Origin of the sequence: Carboxylicivirga agarovorans, assembly GCF_050589845.1 — a bacterium.
Lineage (GTDB): Bacteria > Bacteroidota > Bacteroidia > Bacteroidales > Marinilabiliaceae > Carboxylicivirga > Carboxylicivirga agarovorans.
Map to the genome: position 1 here is coordinate 115,639 of NZ_JBNGPA010000011.1, position 26,465 is coordinate 142,103.

18 protein-coding genes are annotated in these 26,465 nt (G+C 40.6%); 8 read left to right on the top strand and 10 right to left on the bottom strand.

Features of this window, described 5'->3' with window-relative positions; genetic code table 11:
• Nucleotides 1-45: 45 nt before the first annotated feature.
• Nucleotides 46-723 carry a protein-L-isoaspartate(D-aspartate) O-methyltransferase gene (locus ACRD69_RS13225; protein ID WP_430815574.1) on the bottom strand — a complete coding sequence of 226 codons (678 nt, stop codon included), beginning with the start codon at nt 721-723 and terminating at the stop codon, nt 46-48.
• 2 nt (nt 724-725) lie between these two features.
• Nucleotides 726-1,172, bottom strand: coding sequence for a nuclear transport factor 2 family protein (locus tag ACRD69_RS13230; RefSeq protein WP_430815575.1), 447 nt, complete (start codon nt 1,170-1,172; stop codon nt 726-728).
• 155 nt (nt 1,173-1,327) lie between these two features.
• Here ACRD69_RS13230 and truA point away from each other — a divergent pair, with 155 nt between their 5' ends.
• Nucleotides 1,328-2,107: a tRNA pseudouridine(38-40) synthase TruA gene (truA, locus tag ACRD69_RS13235; protein ID WP_430815576.1), complete on the top strand. Its 780-nt coding sequence runs from the start codon at nt 1,328-1,330 to the stop codon at nt 2,105-2,107.
• Nucleotides 2,108-2,175: 68 nt separating this feature from the next.
• On the opposite strand, the gene ACRD69_RS13240 is transcribed toward truA, so the two are convergent.
• The 4 genes from ACRD69_RS13240 to ACRD69_RS13255 all read right to left on the bottom strand — a co-directional run bounded on the left by ACRD69_RS13240 (nt 2,176) and on the right by ACRD69_RS13255 (nt 6,686).
• Nucleotides 2,176-2,916: a shikimate dehydrogenase family protein gene (locus ACRD69_RS13240; RefSeq protein WP_430815577.1), complete on the bottom strand. Its 741-nt coding sequence runs from the start codon at nt 2,914-2,916 to the stop codon at nt 2,176-2,178.
• Nucleotides 2,917-2,920: 4 nt separating this feature from the next.
• Nucleotides 2,921-3,829: a DUF368 domain-containing protein gene (locus ACRD69_RS13245; RefSeq protein ID WP_430815578.1), complete on the bottom strand. Its 909-nt coding sequence runs from the start codon at nt 3,827-3,829 to the stop codon at nt 2,921-2,923.
• 6 nt (nt 3,830-3,835) lie between these two features.
• A complete protein-coding gene (locus tag ACRD69_RS13250; protein ID WP_430815579.1) occupies nt 3,836-5,248 on the bottom strand; it encodes a tetratricopeptide repeat protein in 1,413 nt (470 codons plus the stop codon).
• 535 nt (nt 5,249-5,783) lie between these two features.
• The gene (locus tag ACRD69_RS13255; protein ID WP_430815580.1) at nt 5,784-6,686 is read right to left on the bottom strand and encodes an EamA family transporter; all 903 of its coding nucleotides are present in this window, start codon (nt 6,684-6,686) and stop codon (nt 5,784-5,786) included.
• Nucleotides 6,687-6,820: 134 nt separating this feature from the next.
• Between ACRD69_RS13255 and ACRD69_RS13260 the strand changes: the two genes are divergently transcribed.
• The gene (locus tag ACRD69_RS13260) at nt 6,821-8,146 is read left to right on the top strand and encodes an amidohydrolase family protein (protein ID WP_430815581.1); all 1,326 of its coding nucleotides are present in this window, start codon (nt 6,821-6,823) and stop codon (nt 8,144-8,146) included.
• 62 nt (nt 8,147-8,208) lie between these two features.
• On the top strand, nt 8,209-10,602 hold the full coding sequence (locus ACRD69_RS13265; RefSeq protein WP_430815582.1) for a GumC family protein: 2,394 nt from the start codon (nt 8,209-8,211) through the stop codon (nt 10,600-10,602).
• 2 nt (nt 10,603-10,604) lie between these two features.
• Here ACRD69_RS13265 and ACRD69_RS13270 read toward each other — a convergent pair whose 3' ends face one another.
• On the bottom strand, nt 10,605-11,360 hold the full coding sequence (locus tag ACRD69_RS13270) for a glycosyltransferase family 2 protein (protein ID WP_430815583.1): 756 nt from the start codon (nt 11,358-11,360) through the stop codon (nt 10,605-10,607).
• A gap of 10 nt (nt 11,361-11,370) precedes the next feature.
• Nucleotides 11,371-11,898 (bottom strand): DUF7935 family protein, encoded by a 528-nt coding sequence (locus ACRD69_RS13275; protein ID WP_430815584.1) that lies wholly within the window; start codon nt 11,896-11,898, stop codon nt 11,371-11,373.
• A gap of 284 nt (nt 11,899-12,182) precedes the next feature.
• Between ACRD69_RS13275 and ACRD69_RS13280 the strand changes: the two genes are divergently transcribed.
• From ACRD69_RS13280 to gyrB, 5 genes are all read left to right on the top strand, one after another.
• Nucleotides 12,183-13,382: a pyridoxal phosphate-dependent aminotransferase gene (locus tag ACRD69_RS13280; protein WP_430815585.1), complete on the top strand. Its 1,200-nt coding sequence runs from the start codon at nt 12,183-12,185 to the stop codon at nt 13,380-13,382.
• Between the two features lie 399 nt (nt 13,383-13,781).
• Entirely contained in the window at nt 13,782-14,513 is a 732-nt protein-coding gene (locus ACRD69_RS13285) for a cell division ATP-binding protein FtsE (RefSeq protein WP_430815586.1), read from the top strand.
• A 155-nt stretch (nt 14,514-14,668) separates the two neighbouring features.
• Nucleotides 14,669-17,713 carry a tetratricopeptide repeat protein gene (locus ACRD69_RS13290; protein WP_430815587.1) on the top strand — a complete coding sequence of 1,015 codons (3,045 nt, stop codon included), beginning with the start codon at nt 14,669-14,671 and terminating at the stop codon, nt 17,711-17,713.
• Between the two features lie 11 nt (nt 17,714-17,724).
• Nucleotides 17,725-19,482 (top strand): TonB-dependent receptor, encoded by a 1,758-nt coding sequence (locus tag ACRD69_RS13295; protein WP_430815588.1) that lies wholly within the window; start codon nt 17,725-17,727, stop codon nt 19,480-19,482.
• A 162-nt stretch (nt 19,483-19,644) separates the two neighbouring features.
• Nucleotides 19,645-21,609 carry a DNA topoisomerase (ATP-hydrolyzing) subunit B gene (gene gyrB, locus ACRD69_RS13300; protein ID WP_430815589.1) on the top strand — a complete coding sequence of 655 codons (1,965 nt, stop codon included), beginning with the start codon at nt 19,645-19,647 and terminating at the stop codon, nt 21,607-21,609.
• 334 nt (nt 21,610-21,943) lie between these two features.
• On the opposite strand, the gene ACRD69_RS13305 is transcribed toward gyrB, so the two are convergent.
• The gene (locus tag ACRD69_RS13305) at nt 21,944-23,317 is read right to left on the bottom strand and encodes an efflux transporter outer membrane subunit (RefSeq protein WP_430815590.1); all 1,374 of its coding nucleotides are present in this window, start codon (nt 23,315-23,317) and stop codon (nt 21,944-21,946) included.
• Nucleotides 23,314-26,460, bottom strand: a complete 3,147-nt coding sequence (locus ACRD69_RS13310) for an efflux RND transporter permease subunit (RefSeq protein ID WP_430815591.1) — start codon at nt 26,458-26,460, stop codon at nt 23,314-23,316. The genes ACRD69_RS13305 and ACRD69_RS13310 overlap by 4 nt, the downstream gene beginning before the upstream one ends.
• Between the last annotated feature and the right edge of the window lie 5 nt (nt 26,461-26,465).

The window sequence follows — 26,465 nt, forward strand, 5'->3', positions numbered from 1 at the left end:
AAAATGTTGAATACCTCATTATAACATCAACGAAGTTGTATTTGTTTACTGCTTGTCTCTTGTAAATGGAACAAACCGAACTGCCAGTAATCGTTTGCTTTTGATCTTGTTTTTACTTTTTGTGTATAGTATCAGAAACTGTTGTCCGTTTTCTTCAACCGGTGCAATTAATTGTCCTTTATCAGTCAGTTGGTCAAACAAAGCCTCTGGCACCTCAGGAGGCGCGGCTGTGATAATGATCGCGTCAAATGGTGCTTGCTCTTTCCAGCCGTGATAGCCATCACCAATACGACAATGTACATTTGTGTAGCCTTGATCTTTTAGTGTTGAAGCAGCTCTTAGACCAAGGGGTTTGATTATCTCAATGGTGTATACTTCTTTTACTATCTCGGCCAGTATGGCAGCCTGGTAACCTGATCCGGTTCCGATTTCCAGTACTTTATCAGATGATTTCAGATTCAGTTTCTCTGTCATGTAGGCTACAATATAGGGCTGTGATATGGTTTGACTATTCCCGATTGGCAGGGGACGGTCATCATAGGCAAAGCTTTGAAATTCATCGGGCACATACATGTGGCGAGGTACCTTATGCATTGCATCAATGGTAGCCTGGTGTGTAATTCCTCTGTTTATAATCTGATTTTCGACCATATTAGCCCGCATCGACGTGTAATTCTGAATGTTGTAGCTGTATAGTATGTTTAGTAAAATGAGTGCGATCATTTTTAAGTATTCAGATTAGGTAATGTGTTGTCGGGTATTGATATATGACTTTGTACAATAAGCCATTTGTTGTCTCTTTTTTCCAATACACCGGTGTGTCTGAAGCCTTCCAGTCTGAAAGGTTCGCCTTTGGTTTCAAAGCAGGTGTCGAGAAGCTGTGAATACCAGGCTACATCTTTGTTTTGGTTCAGATGTATACGTGTGTCTTTGGAAGCGATTGTGTAATCGGGTTTGTTTATGATGGCAGTGGTCATCCACTCATAAAAAGCAGTCCATCCATACCATATTTCGTCCAGATCGGTTCCTATGTTTACGATCTGTTCATCCTGGGCAAAGCAGGTTGAAAACTCACTTAAATTACCTTTTTCCTGTGATTTAATTAATTTGTCAAGGACTGCTAAAATAGGGACGGTATCTGTTTGAATTGTTGTGTTATGTAGTGTTTCCATGGTGTAGTTTTTATTGGTTAGACATTTTCATTGCTTGTCATACAGAGACAGGTTTATTAAAGTTAGTTATTTGCTTAAATGATGTCAAGATTAACAAATGGACTCAGATGACAGCTTATTTTCCTTAACTTTGGCTTCCAAAAATTTTTAGGAGAATGCACAGGTACTTTATAGAGTTGGCTTATAATGGTTCGTCGTTTCATGGTTGGCAAATTCAACCCAATGCCATTAGTGTTCAGGAGGTGATGAATGATGCTTTGTGTAAAGTATTGAGGAAGAAAATCAATGTAGTTGGTTGCGGAAGAACGGATACAGGCGTACATGCTTCCTATTTTGTTGCGCATTTTGATTGTGATGTACCGCTTGATGATACTGAGCATCTCGTATATAAACTAAACCGAATAGTAGGAAATGATGTGGTTGTTTATTCTGTGCAGGAAGTTGATACGGAGACGCATAGTCGTTTTCATGCTGTGACCCGTACATATCATTATTATCTGCGAACTGAGAAAAATCCATTTGTCAAAGACTTTAGTTACCGACCTTATTATAAGGTTGATATTGATGCTATGAATGAGGCTGCCAAGGTGTTGTTTGATTATATTGACTTTACCAGTTTTAGTAAATTGCATACGGAAACAAAGACCAATAACTGCAAAATTTTGCATGCTCAATGGGAACGTACAGAAGACGGTGCTGTTTTCGTGATCAGGGCCGACCGTTTTCTAAGGAATATGGTGCGCGCTATTGTTGGTACTTTACTTGAGGTTGGTCGTGGTAAAATAAATATAGAGCAATTCAGAAAAGTAATAGAGGATAAAGACCGGGGGGGAGCGGGAACTTCGGTTCCTGGTCAGGCACTATTTCTGGTTGATGTAATATATCCGGAAGAGCTGTTTAAGTCAAAAGTTAAGCGTTTTCCACCATTTAGTTAAAATGTCTGTGGGTAACCACGTATGATTTCAGCCTGTTCATTTGTATAAGCTTCAATGCTCATTGAAACTTATTCATTCCATATTTCCCAGGCTGCTTCAGCCTGAAGGTGTAGCATTTCAAGGCCGTTTTTCGCCGATGCTCCCTGTTCAATGCCATTTTTCATGAATTGAGTTGTTTCCGGATTGTATGTCAGGTCATAGAGTAAATGCTTGTCTGTTAAAAGCTGATAAGGAATATCCGGGCATTGCTCAATATTGGGGAACATACCAAGTGGTGTGCAATTTATCAATACCTGGTATTCATCCAGGATAGTTTTGTCAAGTGCGTTATAAGTCAGTGAGTTGTCCTTCTTGCTCCGTGATACGTATTTGTATTCAAGGCCAAGTTTTTTCAGGCCATAGGCTATGGCTTTGGCTGCGCCGCCTGTGCCTAGTATCAAAGCTTTTTTATGGTGATCTTTTAACAGTGGTTGTATTGATTTGGAAAAGCCAATGAAATCGGTGTTATAGCCCTTGAGGATGGGCGTTTTATTTTTCCAGGTTACTTTTACGACATTGCAGGCTTCAATGTCTCTGGCCGATGCATCAAATTCATTTAAGTATTTAAAGATATTTTCTTTGTGAGGGATTGTAATGCTGAACCCGGCAATGTATGCATGGTGCTCCAATAGTTCCGGAAGTTCATTGATGTCTTCCATTTCAAAGTTCAGATAACGGGCGTCTATTTGCTCATCCTTAAACTTTTGAGTGAAGTATTTTTGAGAAAAAGACTGTGCTAAAGGGAATCCTATCAGGCCAAACGTTTTCATGGTATTATTTTTTCTTGGTCGCTAAAAGTTCAGTAATTGTTATGCTTGCTATACCTAAAATAACAAAAAACACAGCAAAATAAAACTCTGTATTAAGCTCTGGCTGATAATAATCAAACCTTACTGTTTTGATTTTGTCGCCAAATTGTTGGGTGACTGCATTTTTCCATGGCCACAATATGCCCAGTGAACCTGCGATAAATCCTGTTAAAAGAGCAATGGTCTGATTGTGATATTTCTTTAACAACCACGATAAAAAATGCGAAAATGCTATAAGGCCACCGCCTGCTCCAATTGCGACCGGTAATAGAATCTGGAAGGACAGGTTATTGATGGCATCAATCATAACTAATTGATAGTTGCCAAGTAATATCAATACAAAGGAACCTGATAACCCTGGTAAGATCATGCTGCATATTGCAACAACGCCACATAACATCAGATAAAGAAATGAGTCGTTTTGACTGGCTGGGGTTAATACTGTAAAAGAGATGGCTATCCCGGTACCTATGACAAGGCTTATAATGGCTGAAACTGACCACTGCTTGACGGTTTTGCCAACAAAATAGACAGATGCTAGTACAAGGCCAAAGAAGAAGGCCCAGATGTAAATTGGGTAATTGATAAATAAATAGTCAAACAGTTTAGCAAGGCTCAATACGGCAATGCCAACCCCGGTAAATAATGCTAGCAGAAAATACAGGTCAATATGTTCAGCAAATCCTTTAAAATTGCGCTTGAGCAGTAATTGAACAGCAGTTCCGTTGAATGATTTGATGGCGTTGATCAGGCGTTCGAAAATGCCGGTTATCAAAGCGATAGTGCCACCTGAAACCCCTGGTATGACGTTGGCTGCACCCATGGCAGCTCCTTTAATTGCTGTTTTTATTAATGAAGAAATGGAATTGTTCATTGGTCTTTATTCTTGTTCGGATCTGGATTTAATTACCTGCTGTACAGCCTCATCTTTTAGAAAATCGGGATAGTCTTCTTCAATATCATTTAAACCATCTGTATCTATATTGAGGGCTTTTTCGAGGGCAAGTAATGCCAGTGGTTTATTTTTGAGATAGTGATAATGAGCAATGGCAGACAGGTAATGTACAGCTGATGTGTCCTGGTATCTTTCGGTTATTGTCTCCATGTACGCGTCGATGTCAAAATTGTCATTGAGAACAATTTTAAGCTTCAGTAACTCAAACCACCCTGTTAATTCATGCGGATCAAGATTGAGTCCGTTTTCAAGGCTCCGGCAGGCATCTTCAGCTTTGTCAAGTTCAAACAAACCGCGTGCGTGCGCAAACCAGTAGTCGGCATTGAGCGGATTAATGGAGATGGCTTCATCAATGGCCTGCAGCCCGCTTTTAAAATCAGCCTTTTCCATTAATGTGGTTCCCATTCCATACCAGGCATCAGCTTGTTTGGGCATCAGTTTAATCGCGATCTTATAAAACCGAATCGACAGGTCGAAGTTGCGCAGTTGTTCCCAGCAATCGGCAATGTATTGGTAGGTAAGCGCTACGTCTTTGCTCTGAGAAATATGCTCTGTATAAGCGTCAATCGCTTCCTTGAAACAGCCTGACTGAACAAGACTGTTGCCTTTGTTGAAATAGGCTTCTTCATGTTCAGGATTGATGGCTATAGTAAAGTCGTAGGCTTTGCATGCTTCGAAGTGGTTGCCCAGCTTGTTATGGATGATGCCGATATTATACCAGCCATTTTCGGAAAATGGATTTACTTCAAGCAGCCTTTGATAGGCTTCGATGCTTTTTTTGTATTCTAGTATCTTATCCAATGAGTAGGCATATTCAAACAGGCCATTCTCATTGTCTGGTTCAGCTTTTAACAGGGCTCTTAGAAAGTTGATTGATTCAAGATAAAGTTCATGCTGATTGAGGTTGTAACTGATCTCAAGTAAAATATCACTTTTATCTTCATAGCTAACCTCAACTGCTTTCCAAAAATAATGGACAGCCTTGCTGTTGTTGTTTTTCTGGAGCATTATCCAACCCAAAGTCATCATCACATCGGTGTTCGAACTTTCAATTGGAGCTACCGCATGTAAAATATCAAGTGCCTCGTCAAGTTCCCCATTTTCAGCGATCAGTATAGCTTTCTTTACTAATAAACTTGATGAATTAGGATGTTGTGAAAGACCAATGCTTAGAATCTGTTCTGCCTGGTCGGGTAAGTTTTTTTCAAAGTAAAAGTCATAAATACTCTCAATCTGATGCACATCAAAAAATTCAATTTTATCAGCGCTAATCATCTTCTCATATCTCTCTATCGCCTGCAAAGCTTCATCATGACTTGCGTGCAAGAAATCCTGCATATAATTTATTTTAATGCTACAAAAATATCAATTTTATTAGTATCACCAACGCTTCACAATATTTGTTATTAACAGGTTTATTGACAATTAAAAGGAGGAGTTGCCGGAAAAGCAAAAAAAAAGAGGCTGAACTCTTTGGGTCGGGTTACAGCCTCCATGCCTGAAGAGAAATTGCACCTTTATCGCCAAAACACTAGAAACCGTGTTAGTGAATATTCTTCAGGCGATCGCCTGGATTTTAAATGAAGAAAATAATAAGATCGAAATCTTATTATTATAATGTAGTAAAGAAATCGCCATTTTCTTTGTGAGTGTATGAGTTCTTCATTTCTCCTGGGCAATAAGTTAGGTTTGTTTTGTTATTATGCGTTTAGCATTACAATTAATTGTCGTTACAATCTGCTTTCATTTATCAACTAGCGTGCCACTACTTGTAAGTTGCAGTTATGTTGGCAGATGGGCTTGATTTCTGTTTAATGGTGTGTAAGAAAAAGTGTACGGTATTGTAAAAAATGGTGTCCGAAATCGTACGTTGTCACGATAATGTAGATCCGTAAATTAAAAGAGCTATTCCGATTAATATACCTGTGAGGAAGAAGGCTTTCTTTTTAATGTTTTGTTCCTTAAATAAAATAGCTCCAAATGTAAAAGCTATGATCACACCGCCTCTTCTTATTGCTGAAATAACCGATATGAGTGCGTCTGATTGACTGACGGCCTTGAAGTAAATGTAATCGGCCAGTACTAATGTAATACCAATCAGAGGAATGGTCCATCTGAATTTAAAAGTGGTTGATGTTTCTCTTTTGGGCCACCAAAGTAACAGGATGATCGGTAGCATTAAAAATGACTGGTAGATAGAGAACCAACACTGAACGGCAAGCCTGTCTACCTTATGAAGCAGGTGTTTGTCATAGAGGCCACTGGCAGCACCACTGATGGTGGCAATAATAATAAACCAAAACCACTTGTTGTTTTTGAAGCTAATACCTTCTGTTTTGCCTGTTGTTGAAAACAGGTAAAAGAAGGAGAGGGTAATGATAATGCCAGTCCATTGAATGGGGTTAAGTTGTTCAGAGAAAATCACTATTGCTCCAAGCAGCGTCCAGAGTGGCCCGGTTGCCCTTATGGGAGTCACAATTGTGATTGACAGGTGTTTGAGGGCGAAGAATGAAAATATCCAGGATGTAAGAACGATGATTGACTTGAGCAGTACCTGGAGGTGTTCGTTTAATGTAATGTCTGGTATAAATAATTCATGTTCTGCCGTTAACACTTTGTTTGAGGATAGCAATAGGAGAGGGATGAACATAACGGCAGAAGAAGTTATGCTAACCATCAATACTGGCAGTACTGCATTGTTGTTTAAAGATGCTTTTTTAAAAACGTCATAAATTCCAAGCAGTAAAGCTGAAGATAGAGCCAGGTAAAACCACATATATATTATTTTGGGCGCAAATGTATTAAAGAATTTGAAATCGTCCGGGTTATCTAGTGAAAAATGGTGTGCTATAGATTATTGATTTGTAATTGCTTAGATGAATTGATATATTTAAGAAAAAAACAACCGTCATGGATTATGTTCTAATTAAAAATGGGAAGATTGTCGTTGATGGAGAGTTGCAAAATAAAGATGTGTTAATTGGCAATGATAAGCTGATTGATATTGATGATCTGATTAACAGGCCCGAGCCGGAAACCCCTGTTATTGATGCGAGTGGTAAATTTCTGTTGCCAGGTACCATTGATACCAATATATTCTTTAGTGAGTTAATTAATCAGGATGATGCTGCCCTGAAGCGTTTTAATCAGGCGCAGATCAGTTGTGGCACAACGACAGTTATTGAGCCGGTGTTTCCGCAATTATCTTATTCTTACAAGGAGGAATTGTACCGTAAAAAGCACTTGGATTATGGTATCAATGCTGATTATGGCTATCATCTGTCTATCAATGACTGGGATTTGTTGCTCGATACTGATATGGATTATTGTTATGCTCATGAAGGTGTGGCTTCATTTTATCTGAAATGGCCTGTAAAACCTGATGAGCACATTGTTCTAAAGAAATTACTTAAAGTTGCGGCAAAAGATTCCACGCCTGTGTTGGTGGATATGCACAAGCCTGGTGAGTCGGGGCTGTGGTATGAATCAGATAAAACGGTATATTCCGAAACGATTGCCATTCATATCAGGCAGTTGGAAAGTATATTACAGTTGGCTGTAGAGACAAAGTGTATTATTTGTATACAAGGTGTTTGTTTTAAAGAAGAGCTTGAGTTGATTGAAAGGTATGCCAGTCAAGGGAATGTTTATGCTGAGCTTATGTTCCCGTTTCATATTGCCGATTCTGATCGGATAGCAGTGGATGGGCGTTCTGTTTATTCGGGTTTTCCGGTTGTGGAAGAGTTAAGCCTGCTTTCGGAAGAGACGCTATGGCGCTGCCTGAAGCAGCAAAACTTCTTTGTGGCGCGTCCGATGAGTAAGTTGTTTGCCCATGGTGTGGTTAAAGATAGTCAGGTTGATAACAGACCGGATGAGTATTTTCTTATTAAAAACTTGTTGTCTGTATTGTATACATGGGGGGTTACGACAGGAAAGATCTCTTTTGCCGAATTAGCTGATCTGGTGGCGTGCAGAACTGCTAAATTCATGGGTTTGTTTCCTCAAAAAGGAGTCATAAAGCTGGGGAGTGATGCTGATGTCGTGATATGGAACCCGGACTTTAAACGCAACCTGTATTGTCACTTGCCCGGCATGCAGGATAAGGATACAAACTACTTTCAATTGGAAGGTCGTGTCGAGTTTGTTTTTGTTAAAGGCTGTATGGTGTACAATGGTGAAAGTTTTAGTGATGATGTTGTGAAAGGGAGGTATTTGTACAGAAGCCCGTATTTATAGGACAATAAGGTAATTATTAAAAGGCTGAAAATGTATATATTTGGCAAGCCAAATTTATATGAATGAATAATATTGAAACTTCACAACCGGCAAATCAATTGGAAGGGAGAAAAGCAGGAGGCGATAATTTGTTTGATATCAATCGCTTAATTCGTCTGGTGTTAAAGAACTGGTATTTGTTTGTAATTTCTTTCCCTCTTTGTTTTGGAGCGGTTTTCTTATATCATCGTTACACAGTGCCTGTTTACAAGGCTTCTGCTACCTTAATGTTAAAAGGTAGCGAACAAAAATCTTTTACACAGGCTGATTTGATGGAGGGTTTTGGCCTTTCTCCGGAAATGAGAAGTGTTGAAAATCAAAGTTTTATTATACGCTCGCGTAATATCATTAAAAAAGCTATTGATCGTCTTGATTTTGGAGTTTCTTATTATCAGATAGGGCGTTTTAAAGATTCGGAAATATATAACCGTTCACCTTTTGTTGTTGATTTTGATTCCATTCATCCGCAGCTGTTGAACGTACCTGTTGAGGTCGTTCTATTGGCTAATAACCAGGTGCAAGTGAGGGTGAAAAGTGAAAGTGGTGTGTTGCATAATTACGCCGAGGAGAAATTTGCGGGTAGAACAGGTGGGCTTGATTATGAGAAGGTTGTTAAAGAAGGAGAGTGGGTGACAGAGAATGCTTTTTCATTCAAGATCGATCGCAAAAGCAATGTTAACCCAACACCGGGAGCTTCCTATTATTTTATTTTTAAATCACATAGCCAATTGACAAGTGAGTATCGCTCATCCCTTGGAGTTGCTCCGTATCGCGAAGGTTCAAGTATTTTATTTATTACCTCAGTAGGCACCAGTCCTGGTAAGATTGTGCGTTTTTTGGATGTGTTGTGTGAGGTTATACTGGAACACAACCTTGATCAGAAGAATGATATGGCAACGCGTTCAATTGCTTTTATAGAATCTCAGTTGGCTACAGTGTCTGATACGCTGGATAAGGTGCAGGACCGTTTGTCTTCATACAGGAAGGCGAATCGTTTTATGGGGCCTTCAGAATTTTCAGAGAAGCTGGCCGATAAGTATTACGATACTGAAACGGAATTGAAGATGCTTAATATGCGCGTTGACTATTACAAGTTTCTGCAAAATAACCTTAAGGTATCTAACGATTTTGAACAGTTTTTACTACCTGCAGTAGACAATGAGAGTACGGGGCTGGTCAGTGAACTGGTGAAGCAATTGATTGAATTGCAAAAGGAGATAGAGATGCTGAAAGGTACGGCTCAGGAGAGTAATCAATATGTGGTTGCACTTAATGACCGCATTGAAATAACAATTGATCTGCTGAATAAGTCCATTAACCAGGTGTTGATGAATCTGTCGCTGGAAAAAAACAAGATTGAGAAAGAGTTGCAGTCGATTATACGGGATATGGAAAAGCTTCCTGAGTTGGAGAAAGATTATCTGATAATTGATCGTACCTATAAACTCAATGATGCTATTTATACCTTTTTACTGCAAAAGCATTCTGAAACTCAGATATCAAAAGCGAGTAATGCGCCCGATAATGAAGTGATTGATAATGCCTCGATTTCAGCTATTGTTTCGCCAAATAAAAACAGTGATTACAAAAAAGGGTTGATGCTGGCCTTGCTCATTCCTGCTGTTTTTATAGGGTTGAAAGAGTTTTTAAATACCAAGGTAAGGGGTAGTGATGATTTAAGAATGCTGGTGCCCCAGGTGCCGGTCATTGGTATGGTTGTTAATAATAAGAACGATGCCGAGAATGTTATTCACGAATACCCTCATTCGGTTATTAGTGAGTCGTTCAGGTCGATACGTACCAAGCTTAAGTTCATGGCTGCTTCCGGCGATTTGAAAGTTATTACATTGACAAGTTCCAATACGGGTGAGGGAAAAACATTTTGTGCCCAGAATCTGGCCTCTGTATTTGCCATATCAGGTAAGAAAACAGTTTTAGTTGGTTTTGATATGCGAAAGCCACGCCTGACCGCCTTGTTTGATCTGGAGCATAAAGATGGATTGTCAAACTATTTTATTGGTCAGTGCGGTGTGGAGGATATTATATATGATTCATTCCTTGAGAATGTCAGTGTAATTCCCGCCGGGCCTATACCTCCCAATCCAAGTGAATTGATCGTTGGAGAAAGGACCGATGCATTGTATGCTTATTTGCGAAAGGAGTTTGATGTGGTTGTTATTGATTCTCCACCAATAGGACTTGTGGCCGATGCGCGATTACTGATGCATCATTCCGACTGTAATTTGTTTATAGTAAGAGCTAACTACACCTCTAAAGATCATATGGTTCATACCATTGATAACTTACTTAGCGAGAAGGTGGAAGGTTTGGGAGTTGTTTTGAATGATATCTCGATCAATGAAAAAGGATATGGTTATTATACTGCTGAATATTATGGCGGTAAAACTCATGTCTGAGTTTAGTTTCTTGCTAAGAACTGAAATAGCTTACTGAAGTTTTTCACGAACAATGCATAAAGACCCCCAACTTTATTGGTGCGCAATGTGTGATAATCTTCCTTTGATTTTCGAATAATATTCTTCAGTGAGTTATTGCTGACTCCACCCAGGCGCATGTTTACGATCGTTTTGTCGATAAATAAGCTGTCTGTATTGGGGTTGGAGAATAATCGCAGCATGTAATCGTAATCGGCTGAAATCTTATAGTTGGTATTGAAGTAGCCGAGCTTTTGGATCAACTCATTTTTAATGTAAACTGTTGGGTGTGCCGGCATCCAGCCTCTTTTTAGTAGTTTGGAGGAGTAGGTCTGGCTTTTCCAGTAACGTACAATGTTATGAGGAGGTGTTTCCTGTATGTAATTAAGGTTGCCATAGCAGGCATTGTAGTCGCCCGATGAAATAGCTTCTATAATGCTTTCAACCACATGTTCGTTGTAGAACATATCATCGGCATGTAAAAAGCCAACCCATTCCCCTGAAGCCATTTTGAGTCCTTTGTTCATGGCGTCATAGATGCCTTTGTCAGCTTCACTGATCCACTTGTCAATACCTGACTCGTTGTTTTTGATCACTTCAAGTGTATTGTCGGTTGATTGACCGTCTATAATTATATATTCAATTTCGTCACGCCTGCTTTGTTGGTTAACGCTTTGTATTGTATCGGGCAGGGTGTTTTCGCAGTTATAGGTAACTGTGATGATTGTTATTTTTTTCATTGAAGAAGTACTAGTCGAAATAATACAGTTGAATGTCTTTTTTTAGGGCTTCCTTGGCTTTGGTCAGGTAGAAGTTTGTTTCGTTAATGCCTTTTTCAAGTATTACTCTTGATAGTTCCATTGAAGGAGAGGCTGGCTGGACTTCTGCAGATGATGTATTAATGAGTTTGATGATCTCGTCACGCGACTTTATAATGGTGTCCCATGTTTTGACAGGCAGGTATATCTGCATGGCAAAATTGTGTTCAAATTCCTGACGGATTATCTGTAGCAACTGTTTTTGTAACTGAAGGCTGGTCATGCCCGGTCTGTTTTCACGTATGACAATAGCTTCAGGGCTGATGCGCTCAAGAAGAATGGTTAATCGTTCATAAGCCTGTAGTCGTGTAGGTATTAGTTCTTTATAGGTGCTGTTGGCTAGCTCAAGTTCTTTTAATTTAAGGTTATGTTTTAGGAACCATCTCAGTAAGATAAGGAGCGGGGCAGCTATCAGAACTACTATGCCGGCTATTTTAAGTATTTCATCTAAGGCGATCATAAGTGTGAAGATTATGTGTTTTTTTATGAGGCTTGTTAAATTGTAAAATAATAAATCTAAATATTAGAGGCTCAAATTAATTTGATTCGAAATTTATAAATAATCAAAAGTGTGTATGTGTAAGTAAAAAATAATAATTTTTGAACTTGTATCTTATTGTTATTGTTGCTTGCTTATGATTTTTAACTAATTTTGTTGCTATTCGAATGCAAGATATAAAATGTTTTGCTTCGAGTGGAGTTGTGAATAAATTATGTCATTATAAGTAATAGGAGAGTATATTGATGAGTATTGATGTTATTTCAAACCGAATTAAAGCATTGTCTGAGTCGCAGACCATTCAGATGAATCAGAAAAGCAGGGAGTTGCAGGAAAGTGGAGTTGATGTGATCAACCTTACGCTCGGAGAGCCTGATTTTAATACCCCTGAACATATTAAGGATGCGGCTATTAAGGCGGTCAATGATAACCTGTCTCATTACCCTCCTGTGGCTGGTTTTCCGGCTTTGAAAAAAGCTATTGCTGATAAGCTGGAGAAAGATAATGGCTTGAGCTATTCGCCGAATCAGATAGTTGTTTCGGGTGGAGCCAAGCATAGTCTTGCCAATGTTTTACAATGTATCGTCAATGCTGGTGAAGAGGTGATCATACCTGCTCCGTATTGGGTGAGTTATATTGAATTGGTGAAGCTGGCCGAAGGTACGCCTGTAATTGTTGAGGCAGGTGTTGATACTAAGTTTAAGATCACACCTGAGCAGTTAGAGGAAAGTATAACGCCTAAGACAAAGGCTATTCTGTTCAACTCTCCATCAAACCCAACCGGTAGTGTCTATAGTCAGGAAGAATTAAAGGCCTTGGCCGAAGTTTTGGAAAAACATCCTCATGTCTATATTATATCTGATGAAATTTATGAGAAGATCAATTTCGTTGGAAAGCATATGGGGCTTGCTGAATTTGACTCGCTTAAGGATCGTACAATTGTTATTAACGGTGTTTCAAAAGGCTATGCTATGACAGGCTGGCGTATTGGTTATATAGCAGCTCCAGCCGACATCGTTAAAGCTGTAACAAAACTACAGGGACAATTCACTTCCGGTGTTTGTGCCATAGCCCAGGCAGCGTCTATCCAGGCATTTGAAGGTGATCAACAGTGTGTCGAAGAAATGCGTGTTGCATTTAATAAGCGCCGTGATCTGGTTCTGGATATCGTGAAAGATATACCTGGTTTCAGGGTAGCTGTGCCAGATGGCGCATTCTATATTTTCCCGGATGTGAGTCATTACTTCGGGAAAAAGAATGGAAAATACACCATTGATTCATCCATGGACCTATGTATGTACCTGCTTGAGGATGCACATGTTGCATCGGTTCCTGGTAGTGCGTTTGGCAGTAGTGATTGTGTGCGCTTTTCATATGCGGCATCTGACGATAAGTTGGTTGAGGCATTTAACAGGGTTAAAGATGCCCTTGCTCAGTTGAAGTAAATTAAGAAATTTCATAATACTATGCCCCGGGATATTGTCCCGGGGCTTTTTTGTATCATGCATGCAAAGCTCAATATGGCTTACATTCAGATTATTTGACGCAGGGTTGTCAAACTGTACCCCGATGATTGGGGTGAGCTGTTTTCTGACTTCCGATTCTCCTTTTCGAATGGCGCATCAGTGGCAAAGATTTCAACAGTATACCTGTTGATAAGTATTGGTTTTATATCCGGCAAAAAAATTGTTTCTTTGATTGTTAAAATTCATGCCCTGATCATGTAATAGAGCTTCATCATGAAGCAAAAAGATAAAAGGCAGGAGAGCTTTGATCTCAAGTATTTTATAAACTTTACAGGATCTCTGTTGCATAAAACGGTTAAACGTATTCATTGATTTGATATGAGTAAACAGCCCATAAAAAGTACAAATGCCGAAGGGAATATTATCGAATTTAAAAACGCCTGTATTCGTCAGCAGGAACATTTGATTCTGCAGGACGTGAACTTTGGTATACAACCTGGCGAATTTGTTTATCTGATTGGTAAAGTAGGGAGTGGTAAGTCAAGTTTGTTAAAAACAATGTATAAAGAACTACCACTTGAAGAAGGCTATGGTTTTGTTGCCGGTTACCCGCTAAAAACCATTAAAAGCAGTCAGGTACCACTGTTAAGGCGTAAAATGGGTATCGTTTTTCAGGATTTTCAGCTCTTGTCAGACCGCAGTGTCTATGATAACCTGATGTTTGTATTAAAAGCAACCGGCTGGAAAGATAAAAAGGATATGGATAAACGCATCCGTGATGTTTTGTCGCATGTTGATATGGTTCATAAAGGCTATAAAATGCCTCATCAGCTCTCTGGTGGTGAACAGCAACGTATTGGTATTGCGCGCGCACTGTTAAATTCACCCGATTTGATCCTGGCCGATGAGCCGACAGGTAACCTTGATCCTGACACATCGGATGAACTGATGCAGTTGTTAAAGAAAATATGCTTGTCAGGCAATACCGTTGTAATGGCTACACACAATTATAATCTGCTTAAGAAATTTCCGGGTAGAACGATCAGGTGCGAAGACACACGCTTGTTTGAAGCTAAACAGGAGGAGATAGATTTTGATTTGCTTGATTAAGTATATTATTAGCTGTGCCTCATAATAAATAGTCGCGCGCTAAGCTTTTCTGGTAAAGCTCTTTTGTTATCTTTAACCACCATATTATTCGGACAGAATAAAATCAGTAAATCAACGTTTAAAATATTAAATCATAACTTAAAGGCCTTATCCTTATGATGAGAAAAATCGCATTATTGCTTTTTGTCAGCCTTGTGCATTGTTCTTTTGCACAGCAATCACTCAAATTCGATTCCCCCGATAAACAATACGAGCGAGGCATGGAAATGTATCGTTTGGGTAAGTATGGTTTAGCGCGTATTAATTTTAATAAGTTCGTTGAGGAGGCCAATGGAGATAATTCATCGCTTGTGGCTGAAGCTGCCTACTTGTCTCGTGTTTGCGCGCAAAAACTGGAGAATGAGGATGTAAAGTACTTGTGGGAGAGCTACCTGCTTGAGTATCCATACAGTAATCGTCTGCATTATGCCAAGATGAACCTGGGCGAGTTCTATATGGATCAAAAGAAATATAAACAGGCATCCCGCTGGTATGATAAGGTCAAAGCGTCGGCACTTGACGAAGAAACGCAGGTCGAATATTACTTTTCAGCGGGTTATGCATTGTTTATGCTTGAAGAGTATGACGCGGCACTTGTAAAGTTCAATAAGATCAAAGGAAGAGATCATAAGTACAGTTCTTCGGTACAGTATTATTATGCACACATTCAATATCAGAAAGGAAACTACCAGACAGCTCTTGATGAGTTTAAAAAGATAGAGAACGACAAAGGCTTTAAAAAGGTCATTCCGTTTTATATTGCTCAGATCTATTATTTAAAAGAGGATTATAATGGTGCTGTCAAATATGCTGAACCTCTGACTCAGGAGGGTACAAAGGCTCGACAGGCGGATATGAACCGTATTGTTGCAGATTCTTATTATGCACAAAAGGAGTACGAAAAATCAATTGCTTATTATCAGAAGGTTATTAAGTTGTCCGATAAGCCGCTTCGATCGGATTATTACCATTTGGGTTTCGCCAATTATTTTATCAAGAACTATGAGGATGCTGTAAAAGGCCTGTCGCAGGTAACGTCGGGTGATGATATCATGGCACAAAATGCGCATTATCACCTGGGTGATTGCTATCTGAAATTAAATGATAAGAAACGGGCTCGTGTGGCTTTTGAAGCTGCATCCAATAATGAGTTTGATAAAGCCATTCAGGAAGATGCCTTGCTAAATTATATCAAGTTAAACTATGAGTTGTCTTACTCGCCGTTTAATGAAATCATTAATTCGTTCATGCGTTTTATTGAACTGTTCCCCGAAAGTGATAAAATTGATGAAGCCTACGAATATTTGGGAAAAGCTTTCCTGACCACAAAGAATTATCGCGAAGCCCTGGCCTCAATGGAAAAGATACAACGCAAAACAGGCGATGTATACAGAGCTTTACAACGTGTGGCTTATTACCGCGGGCTGGAGCTATTCACTGACCTGAATTTTCGTGAGGCCATTGAATTCTTTAATTACAGCTTAAAATATGCCGAATACGACAAGTCATTAAAAGTTGGTGCTTATTACTGGCGAGGGGAGGCTTATTACAGAATGGGAATTTACTCAAAGGCCATTCTTGATTTTCGCGAATATATTTTCCAGCCGGGATCCTATGAAATGAAGGAATTCCCGATCGCCCATTACAATATTGCTTACTCCTATTTTAAGCAAAAAGAGTATGCCGAATCATTAAGCTGGTTCCGTAAATATATTAAGATGACCGATAAGCGCGATCGAATAATGCTGGGTGACGCCTATAATCGCGTGGGAGACTGCTACTATGTCAATCGCCAGTTCTCACAGGCCGTCAAAAATTATGACCTGGCTTCGGTCATTCCAGAGGGTTCACCGGATTATGCGCTGTTTCAAAAGGCTTTTTGCTTAGGACTGATGAAACAGTATAATGATAAGATCGCGGTGCTGGACGATATGGTCAAACGTTATCCTGCCTCACCATATGTCGATGATGCATTGTATGAGACCGGACGTTCCTATGTTGCCATCGGAAATAATGACAGAGCCGTTTATTATTATAAATCAACCAAAGAGAGATACCCTAAGGGCAGTTACGCCAAAAAAGCCATGCTTCAGTTGGGGCTGGTGTATTACAATAATAATGAGCCGGATAATTCATTGCAGTTTTACAAGCGCGTTGTCAATGAGTATCCCGGAACTGAAGAAGCTGAAGATGCCCTGGTTGGAATACGTAACATCTACATGGATCGTAACGATCTGGATGGTTATATGAGGTATACGGGCTCACTGGGATCTTTTGCACAGGTTGGAGAGCGTGAGCAGGATAGTCTGATGTTTGTATCGGCCGAGCGCTTCTATATGCAAAGCGACTGTGAGCGTGCTATTAGTCATTTTAAAAACTACCTGAATAAATTCCCTGAAGGGAAGTTTGTCTTAAACGCCCATTTCTATAAGGCCGATTGCCAGTATAAGGTTGGGGAATATACAGGTGCATTGAGCTCATTTGAATATGTTGCAGAGCGCGAAAGAAGCTTATTTACTGAAGAAGCTTTGATCCGCATGGGCGAATTGCATTATCAGCAAAAAGCCTACCGAAAGGCTTACGAAAGCTTTAACCGCCTTGAGCTGGAAGCGGAGATCACAGAAAACCGACTGGAAGCCAAGATCGGTAAAATGCGCTGCCTGGTTAAAATGGACCAGCCGGAGGAGTGTATCAAAGCTGCAGAAAACCTGTTAAGCACAGCTAAGATCGCTGATGAGATCAAGCGCGAAGCTATCTTTAATATGGCTAAAAGCTATCAGCAGCTGGGGAATAAAGAAAAGGCATTTGAGAATTATCAAATGGTATCATCCAACACCAAAAGTGTTGAGGGTGCTGAAGCCAAATATCAGGTGGCCCAAATGCTAAGCGACAGGGGTGATAAGGATGCGTCGGAGAAAGAGATCTTTGATTATATCGACAAAGGTACCTCTCATCAATACTGGCTGGCACGCAGTTTTATATTGTTAGCCGAAATATACAATGATAGAGGTGAGACATTCCAGGCCATTCAGTATCTGCAAAGTATCAAAGATAATTACGAAGGTGATGATGATATTGAGCAGCGTGTTGATGGCTATCTGAAAAGCTGGGATACAAAAGAAAAGGAAACAACAGACACTGAAACGATTAATGTTGGATAATTGATTAGGCAATGAGATATTATTATATAGTTTTTATCACAATTGTAGTTACTGCTTTTAATTCAGGTAAAGCAGTTGCTCAGGAGGAAATTAATCAGGATGTTAAAGTGGTTAAAGCCTATACACCTACGGTGTCTGATGCCTTTAAGGTGAGTTATATGCCCAATTTAAATGACTCTTCGTCCTTTAACCCCAGCTTTAACTATCGTATTCTGAGTACATCTGTGGCTACCAACTACCAGCCGGCCCCAATTGCAGCTGCAAAGATCAATACAAGACGAAAAGAATACCTTCACAAGTCATACATTAAAGGTGGTGTGGGTAACTATAGCTCTGTTCTGGCTGAATTGGGTTACAACATTCTTGAAAACGAAAAGTATGTGCTGGGCCTTAATGTTGGTCATTTAACTTCGATGGGCGACTTAAAGTTGGAGGATGATGTTACCGTAGATGCACCGTTCCATGATACCTGGGCTGCAGCTGATTTCAAGCACTTTTTCAATGACAAAACCCTTAGTGTCAACCTGGGTTTTATGCATAATAAATACAAGTATTACGGATACCAGACCATGACAGCCGGGGATATGTACTGGTTACCCGATGGGACGCTCTCTCCGGGAGTAACGTTTCAGCAGGATGAAGATCAGCGTTTGTCGGGTTTTGATCTTAGTATCGGATTGAATAACAATAAGACAGATAAGCGAAAATCACGTTATGCGGTTCAGGGTGGTTTCTCAACCTTTGGTAACCTGACAGGTGTTAAGCAAATTGGTGTAAAGCTGAATGGCAACTTGTCTAAACCCATCAATGATCTTGCTTTTGATATAAGTGGTGCAATTGAAAGTTATAGCACGAGCGTTCCTGATACTATCGGACCAATGTATACTTTCAACGACCGTTCTCAACTGATGATCAAAGCCGTTCCTGCCATCAATTTTAAATTTGACAGGGCCAGCTTAAGAGTGGGAGTGCAGGTCGCCGGAATTATTGATACGGAAGGCGATGAGTTTTATGCTACTCCGGATATAATGGGTGAGCTGACTGTTGTGGAAGGTATTGCAACTATATACGGAGGTGTTAATGGTAAGGTGAATGTGAACGATTACCAAAGCATGATGTATGAAAATGCATTTGCTTCAGCCGATATCAATGTGAAGTCATCTTTTTACGGATTAAATTTCGTTGCAGGAATAAAAGGTAACTTCAGCTCATCAATGTCATTCTCCGCAGGTATGGAATATGGTATATTCAATGACGAACATTTCTGGATCAACAGACCATATACGGGAATGGAAGCGGAACCGGGTGTGGCGGCTGTTCAGCATTATGCTAATGTGTTTGATGTTGTATATGATGATGGATCTCTGTTAACGGTTAAAGGAGAGTTACTGTATAAGCCTAAACAAAATATGGAGTTTGCCCTTAATGGTGCTTATTATGGCTGGAGTCTTGATTCCCAGGAGGAGGCCTGGCACAAACCAGAAGTTGAACTGGGGCTGGAAGGTAGCTTTAACTTGTTGGATAATTTATATGCAACGGCCGGTATTAATTACCTGGGAGAACGCCCGGCACTTGATGTTTCCAATGAATCATCGGTAAAATCTTTAGATGGTGTTATTGATGTTAATATTGGTGCTGAATACTACTTTAGCAAGCAATGGTCTTTCTGGGCGTCAATGAATAACCTGGCAGCTTCAAAATATTATAAATGGAACGGCTATCCAATGCAGGGATTTAATGCAAAAGCAGGCATAATTTTCTCTTTTTAAGTGGTTTTAAATCAGTTGGAATTAGAAGTTAAAAACTAAGTAAAAATCATCATTTGAAGACCGTTTAAATGATGATTTTTGCTATATTTGTGTGTCTTTCTATATGGAGGATTGGTATAACCGGTTTAGCCGGTTTTTTTACGCTTTTCAAAAGAATATAAGATGAGTGATCAGGTAAACGAAAATGTAAATAAACAAGGTGAATATAGCGCCAGTAGTATTACCGTATTAGAAGGTCTGGAAGCTGTTCGTAAGCGTCCTGCCATGTATATTGGTGACGTAGGCGAAAAAGGATTACACCACCTGGTATACGAGGTGGTAGATAACTCTATTGATGAGGCATTAGCCGGTCATTGTGATTCAATTGAGGTTACTATTCATGAAGATGATTCGATTACAGTAAGTGATAACGGTCGTGGTATTCCTACTGACTTTCATGAGAAAGAAGGTAAGTCAGCACTTGAGGTGGTAATGACAGTGCTCCACGCCGGAGGAAAGTTTGACAAAGATTCTTATAAAGTATCTGGTGGATTGCACGGTGTGGGTGTATCCTGTGTGAACGCCCTTTCTACCATGTTAAAGGCTGAAGTTCATCGCGGAGGTAAAATACACACACAGGAGTACTCAATTGGTAAGCCCGTTACTGAAATTACTGAAATCGGAACAACAGACATTACAGGTACTAAAGTTACTTTTAAACCTGATGATTCTATTTTCAATACCACTACTTATAAGTTTTCGATTCTGGCAAATCGTCTGAGAGAATTATCATTCCTTAACAAGGGAATTAAGATTCGCCTGACTGATGAACGTGAGTTAGATGAAAACGAAGAGGTAAAGAGTGAAGAGTATTTCTCAGAAAGAGGTTTAGAAGAGTTTGTTGAATTTATTGATGAAGCGCGCGAAAAGCTGATTGACAAGGCCATTCATATTTCAACTGAGAAGAATGATATTCCCGTTGAGATCGCTATTCTTTACAATACATCTTTTGCCGAGAACATCTATTCATACGTTAATAATATCAACACCATAGAAGGGGGTACACACTTAACAGGTTTCCGCCGTGGTTTAACACGTACCTTAAAGTCTTTTGCTGAGAAATCAGGTATGTTGAGCAAGCTTAAGTTTGACATTAATGGTGATGATTTCCGTGAAGGATTAACAGCGGTTATCTCGGTTAAAGTAGCAGAGCCACAGTTTGAAGGACAGACAAAAACCAAATTGGGTAATGGCGAGGTTAGTTTGTCGGTTGATCAGGCGGTAAGCACCATGTTAACCAACTACCTTGAAGAGAATCCTAAGGATGCCAAAGATATTGTTAACAAAGTAATATTGGCCGCTCAGGCACGTCATGCAGCCCGTAAAGCGCGTGAATTAGTGCAACGTAAGAGTGTGTTAAGCGGTGGAGGTCTGCCAGGTAAACTAGCCGACTGTTCGGATAAAGATCCTGCTGCCTGTGAGGTATTCCTTGTCGAGGGTGATTCGGCGGGTGGTACTGCCAAACAAGGTCGTGACCGTAAGTTCCAGGCTATTTTGCCATTAAGGGGTAAGATTCTTAATGTTGAAAAGGCCTTGCAGCATAAAGTGTTTGAGAACGATGAAATCAAAAACATCTTTACTGCACTGGGTGTGACCATTGGAACTGAAGAAGACAGTAAGGCATTAAACCTTGAAAAGCTACGTTACCACAAGATCGTCATCATGTGTGATGCCGACGTCGATGGTAGTCACATTGCTACTTTGATTATGACTTTCTTCTTCCGTTATATGAAAGGCTTGATCGAAAACGGGTACTTGTATATTGCTACACCTCCATTGTACCTGGTTAAAAAAGGTCAGAAGCAAACTTATTGCTGGAATGAAGATCAACGTTTACGCTTAGTTGAAGAGTGGGGTGCCGGTAAAGAAAGTGCTTTACACATTCAGCGCTACAAAGGTCTTGGTGAGATGAACGCAGAGCAGTTATGGGAAACAACCATGAATCCTGAAGAGCGTACATTGCGTCAGGTAACTATTGAGAGCGCAACTGAAGCAGATCGTGTATTCTCAATGTTAATGGGAGATGATGTTCCGCCGCGTAGAGAGTTTATTGAAGAAAACGCTACTTATGCAAATATTGATGCATAAGTCAAGATACTTTTAAAAGGGAGCGAGGCCTGAATTTTCAGGCCTCGTTTTTTTTTTGTAAACTGTTGATCGATAATAAAAGGCAAGGCATGTTCACAGCATAAAAGCTTACAATTAATTATAGCGTCAAAGAACATTTGCCTGGAAAAACATGTCAGACCTACTGCCTGCTATTTACAGTTTGCTTGTCAACTATAAGGTTATGTCTATTAATGTCATGAAGAGGTTTAATTAAAATAAGAACTGGTCATTCAATGAGTTTTACATCAAAAAAACCGCAACAACACCAGATTAGCTCCAATGTTATTGCGGTTAAAAAATGTTCTTAATTCATCTATTGCCAGCCACCGCCAAGTGCCTGGTATAATGTGATGTATGCTTCAAGAATATCTTGTCGGTTACCGGTTTGCAGCATTTGAGCATCAAAAGCCTGTCGCTGACTTTCAAGAAACTCAATGTAACTGGCAATACCTTTGTCATAACGCTCGCCTGATAAGGTGGCGGCTTCTATGGCTGCCTCAACATGTTCCTTAATGGCCGCCTCTTCTTCCTTTAAGGTTTCAATGGTGTACAAAGCATCTTCAACCTCTCTGAAGGCATTTAAAACTGTATTCTCATATTGATATACGGCTGCTTCTGTTCTGGCTCTTTCTGCTTTAACCCGGTTTTTATTTTTACCCCAGTTAAAAATCGGACCCAACAGGCTTCCACTGATATTCCATGCCGGATCACCCGATGTCAGTGTGCTAAGGTCATCGCTGGCCAGTCCAAACATACCGGTTAAACTTACAGAAGGAAGTCTGGCAGCCTGGGCTGCACCGGCAAGGGCATTTTGAGCAACCAGCTCTTGCTCTGCCATCAATATGTCTGGCCTTCTGTTCAGTAAATCAGATGGTAATCCGGGAGGGATAGCCGGGATATCGCTATACTGGTTTAAATTGCCTTCCAGTTCAAGCAATTGGGGATTCTCACCAATCAGGACACTTAAAAGGTTCTTTGATTGTGCTGCACCTCTTTTGTATAAAGGAATAGATGTAGCTGCAATTGCTTTTTGTATCCTTGAGTGATTCACATCAATGGCCGGAATAATACCAGCTTCAAAACGCTCTTGTAAAATAAGGTAAGAGCTGTCACGGATGGCATATGTTTGCTCGGCTATTATTATCTTTTCCTGAAACTCCATTACCTGAAAATAGGTGGCCGCCACAGTTGTTATCAATGATAGCTTTAAGGAATTCAAACCGTGTTCAGAGGCCAGGTATTGTGCTCTGGCTGACTCATTCATTCGGCGTAACTTACCCCAGAAGTCAATTTCCCAACTGGCCTGCCCCATAATATTAAAGGCATTGGTTGGTTCGGGAAGTTTCACGGCCTGAAAGTTACCTCGTGCAGCTGAACCCGAATAGTTGAACTGAGGATATAGTTCTGCCTTCTGTATAGCCAGCTGCAAACGTGCCGCTTCAACGTTTTGGGCTGTAGCCAGCAGGTCCTTATTATTGGTCAGGGCCTTGTTAATGAGTGTATCCAAAACCGGGTCATTAAACAGTTGCCACCATTTTAAGGATTCATTATAGGTTGTATCGCCATAGGCAAAAATAAAACTCGCCGGTGTCTCCAATTCGGGCCGCGAATACTTTTTACCCATTTTACAACTGCTCATCACTAGTGCTAACAGTGTGATCGATAGTATGTATTTCGTTATCTTCATTCCGCTTTATTCTTTTGGTTAGCTAAGGCTCTTTTTTCTTCATACCTGGCTAGTTTACCGATGAATACGAAAAGCATCGGATACATAACCACTCCAAGTATTGTTGCTATGGTCATCCCTCCCAGAAGAGCCATACCCATTACCTTACGGGCTTCGGCTCCGGCACCTGATGCAGTAACTAGAGGAAGTACACCAAGGATAAACGAGAAGGCTGTCATCAGAATAGGCCTGAAACGTAAACGTGCTGATTCAATAGCAGCATCAAAGAGACTTAAGCCTTCGTCAAATTTGATCTTCGCAAACTCAACAATCAGAATGGCGTTTTTAGCGGCCATGGCAATAAGCATTACCAATGATATCTGCATAAACACATTGTTTTCGAAGCTTGGACTGAAAAAGCGAGCCAGTAAAACAAATACCATGGCACCAAGTACCGCGAAAGGTGTACCCAGCAAAATACTGAATGGCAATGACCAGCTTTCATACTGGGCAGCCAGGATCAGGAACACAAATATCAGTGCAAAGACAAATACGATATTACCTGAGCCACTGGCCTTCTTTTCCTGGTATGACATGTCTGACCACTCATAGCTCATGCCCGGTGGCAGTACCTGGTTGGCAACCTCTTCCAGTGCTGTTAAAGCCTGTGCCGATGAATAGCCTTGTGCCGGTGAACCGGTAATGGAAACTGAGCGATACAGGTTAAAGCGGTTGGTAAAATCCGCTCCATAGCTTTTCTCTACAGTAACAAGTGAAGAAAGGGGCAGGCTTTCACCTTCCTTGTTTTTAACAAAGAACATGTTGAGCTGTTCGCCATCCTGGCGAAACTCAGGTGCTGCCTGAAGATAGGCTTTATATAAGCGGCCAAAGCGGTTAAAGTCATTGATATAGGCTCCACCTAAGAATGCACTGATGGTGGTGTATAAATCATTTAACTGAACGCCTGCTTTTAAGGCCTTGTCACGGTTAATATTCAATCGTCGTTGTGGTACATTAGCCCTGTAGGTTGTGAATATATTGGCGATCTCAGGTCGTTTTTGTGCTTCTGCTATAAAGGCTTGAGCCTGTTCGGCCAGATATTGCGGCGTATTACCTTGTTTATCCTGCAGCATTAACGAGAAACCTGAGCCACTACCCAGACCCGGAATAGCCGGTGGTCCAAAGGCGAAAACCTGTGCTTCTTTTATGTTCATGTAAAACAGGTAGTTGAGCTTTTGTGCTAACCAATTGGCCTTTAAGGAGCGATCACTCCAGTTCTTAAGTGAGATAAACATCACACCCGAATTGGTTGACATACTACCTGAAAGCAGGTTAAAGCCTGATGCTCCTGAAACACTCTCGATCTCTTCAACACCCGCGAGGATGGTATTAACATCATTCATGATTTTTTGTGTCCGGGGGAGAGAGGCAGCATCAGGTAACTGAATATTAACGAATAAGTATCCCTGATCCTCTTCGGGTATAAATCCTCCGGGTACAAAACGGCCAACGACAACGATCAACAAAACTGTAGCGCCGATAAACAGCATGCTGCGCGTGATTTTTCGAGCTACAATGTTCGTTACCTTCATGTATTTTACCGAACTGCGGTCAAAGGCCTTGTTAAACGATTTGAAAAAGCGCCCCAGTATTCCACCAGGTAATTCTGGTTTGCGCAATAGTATTGATGCTAAAGCTGGTGATAGTGTTAATGCATTAACCGATGAAAAACAAACCGATACGGCAACAGTAATGGCGAATTGCTGATATAGACGACCGGTAATTCCTCCCATTGAGGCAACCGGAATAAATACCGCGATCAATACCAGCGTAGTGGCAATAACAGGTGCTGTTACCTCTTTCATGGCAGCAACGGTTGCTTCGCGCCTGTCCATTCCTTTTTCAATATTAACCTGTACAGCCTCCACCACAACAATGGCATCATCAACCACAATACCAATGGCAAGTACAAGACCGAGCAGTGATAAAGTGTTAATGGTAAAGCCTAACATGGGGAATACAGCAAAAGCACCGATAAGAGAAACCGGAATGGCAATTGTTGGTATAAGAGTGGCACGCCAATCCTGAATAAACAGGAATACAACCAAAATTACCAGGATAAGTGCTACTACCAATGTAATGGCAACCTCTTTTAATCCGGCAGTAATCGGGGCTGTGGCATCCAGTGCAACATCATATTTAACGCCTTCGGGAAATGAAAGCGATAGTTCATCCATTGTACGGATGATCTCTTGCCCCATTTCAACCGCATTGGTGCCAGGTGACTGGTAAATAGTGATCAGGGCACATGATTTACCCTGGAAACGGGCATCCGTATTGTAATTCTCGGTACCTAATTCAATGTTGGCAACGTCTTTTAACTTGACCTGGCTACCATCAGGGTTGGTACGTATAGCTACTTCACCAAATTCTTTTTCAGTGACGAGGCGATCAGGTAATGTAACCGTGTAGGTCAATTCGGTTCCCGGAGGTGCCGGTTCTGCACCAAACTTACCACCAGGCACGATCACATTCTGCTCTCTGATGGCACCCATTATTTCAGGAACGGTCAGATTAAGTTGCGACAAGCGGTCAGGTTTGATCCATATACGCATTGAATAGTCACTTGTTCCCATAACCTGAACTCGTCCTACACCTTGTATACGAGCCAGAATATCCTGGATATTGATGATCGAATAGTTACCCAGGAACTGCTGATCATATTCACCATCGCTGTATACAGCAAGGGCCATTACAATACTACTCATACTTTTTTGCGTAGTCACACCAAGGCGTTTTACCTCTTCAGGTAATTTAGCAGTGGCAGCAGAAGCCCTGTTTTGCGCAAATACTGTATTCATGTCAGGATCGGTTCCTACTTCAAAGGAAATATCGATTGACATACTACCATCATTGGCGTTGGTAGACTTCATGTATATCATATTCTCAACACCATTAAGCTGCTGCTCAAGGGGTGTTGCTACTGATTGCTCTACATTTAATGCATTGGCACCGGTGTAATTGGCTCTTACCTGTACCATCGGAGGTGTGATATCAGGGAATTGCTCCATGGGCAATGTTAATGCTGATAAACCTCCTACAATAAGTGTAATAATGGCAATAACCATGGCCACAATGGGCCTTCTAACAAAGAAATTTCCCATAATGA

Coding starts and splice junctions, on each gene's coding strand:
- ACRD69_RS13260 (WP_430815581.1), top strand. CDS start 6,821: ATGGATTATGTTCTAATTAAAAATGGGAAGATTGTCGTTGATGGAGAG.
- ACRD69_RS13270 (WP_430815583.1), bottom strand. CDS start 11,360: ATGAAAAAAATAACAATCATCACAGTTACCTATAACTGCGAAAACACC.
- ACRD69_RS13290 (WP_430815587.1), top strand. CDS start 14,669: ATGATGAGAAAAATCGCATTATTGCTTTTTGTCAGCCTTGTGCATTGT.
- ACRD69_RS13240 (WP_430815577.1), bottom strand. CDS start 2,916: ATGAAAACGTTTGGCCTGATAGGATTCCCTTTAGCACAGTCTTTTTCT.
- ACRD69_RS13295 (WP_430815588.1), top strand. CDS start 17,725: ATGAGATATTATTATATAGTTTTTATCACAATTGTAGTTACTGCTTTT.
- ACRD69_RS13250 (WP_430815579.1), bottom strand. CDS start 5,248: ATGCAGGATTTCTTGCACGCAAGTCATGATGAAGCTTTGCAGGCGATA.
- ACRD69_RS13305 (WP_430815590.1), bottom strand. CDS start 23,317: ATGAAGATAACGAAATACATACTATCGATCACACTGTTAGCACTAGTG.
- ACRD69_RS13265 (WP_430815582.1), top strand. CDS start 8,209: ATGAATAATATTGAAACTTCACAACCGGCAAATCAATTGGAAGGGAGA.
- gyrB (WP_430815589.1), top strand. CDS start 19,645: ATGAGTGATCAGGTAAACGAAAATGTAAATAAACAAGGTGAATATAGC.
- truA (WP_430815576.1), top strand. CDS start 1,328: ATGCACAGGTACTTTATAGAGTTGGCTTATAATGGTTCGTCGTTTCAT.
- ACRD69_RS13275 (WP_430815584.1), bottom strand. CDS start 11,898: ATGATCGCCTTAGATGAAATACTTAAAATAGCCGGCATAGTAGTTCTG.
- ACRD69_RS13245 (WP_430815578.1), bottom strand. CDS start 3,829: ATGAACAATTCCATTTCTTCATTAATAAAAACAGCAATTAAAGGAGCT.
- ACRD69_RS13255 (WP_430815580.1), bottom strand. CDS start 6,686: ATGTGGTTTTACCTGGCTCTATCTTCAGCTTTACTGCTTGGAATTTAT.
- ACRD69_RS13225 (WP_430815574.1), bottom strand. CDS start 723: ATGATCGCACTCATTTTACTAAACATACTATACAGCTACAACATTCAG.
- ACRD69_RS13310 (WP_430815591.1), bottom strand. CDS start 26,460: ATGGGAAATTTCTTTGTTAGAAGGCCCATTGTGGCCATGGTTATTGCC.
- ACRD69_RS13280 (WP_430815585.1), top strand. CDS start 12,183: ATGAGTATTGATGTTATTTCAAACCGAATTAAAGCATTGTCTGAGTCG.
- ACRD69_RS13285 (WP_430815586.1), top strand. CDS start 13,782: ATGAGTAAACAGCCCATAAAAAGTACAAATGCCGAAGGGAATATTATC.
- ACRD69_RS13230 (WP_430815575.1), bottom strand. CDS start 1,172: ATGGAAACACTACATAACACAACAATTCAAACAGATACCGTCCCTATT.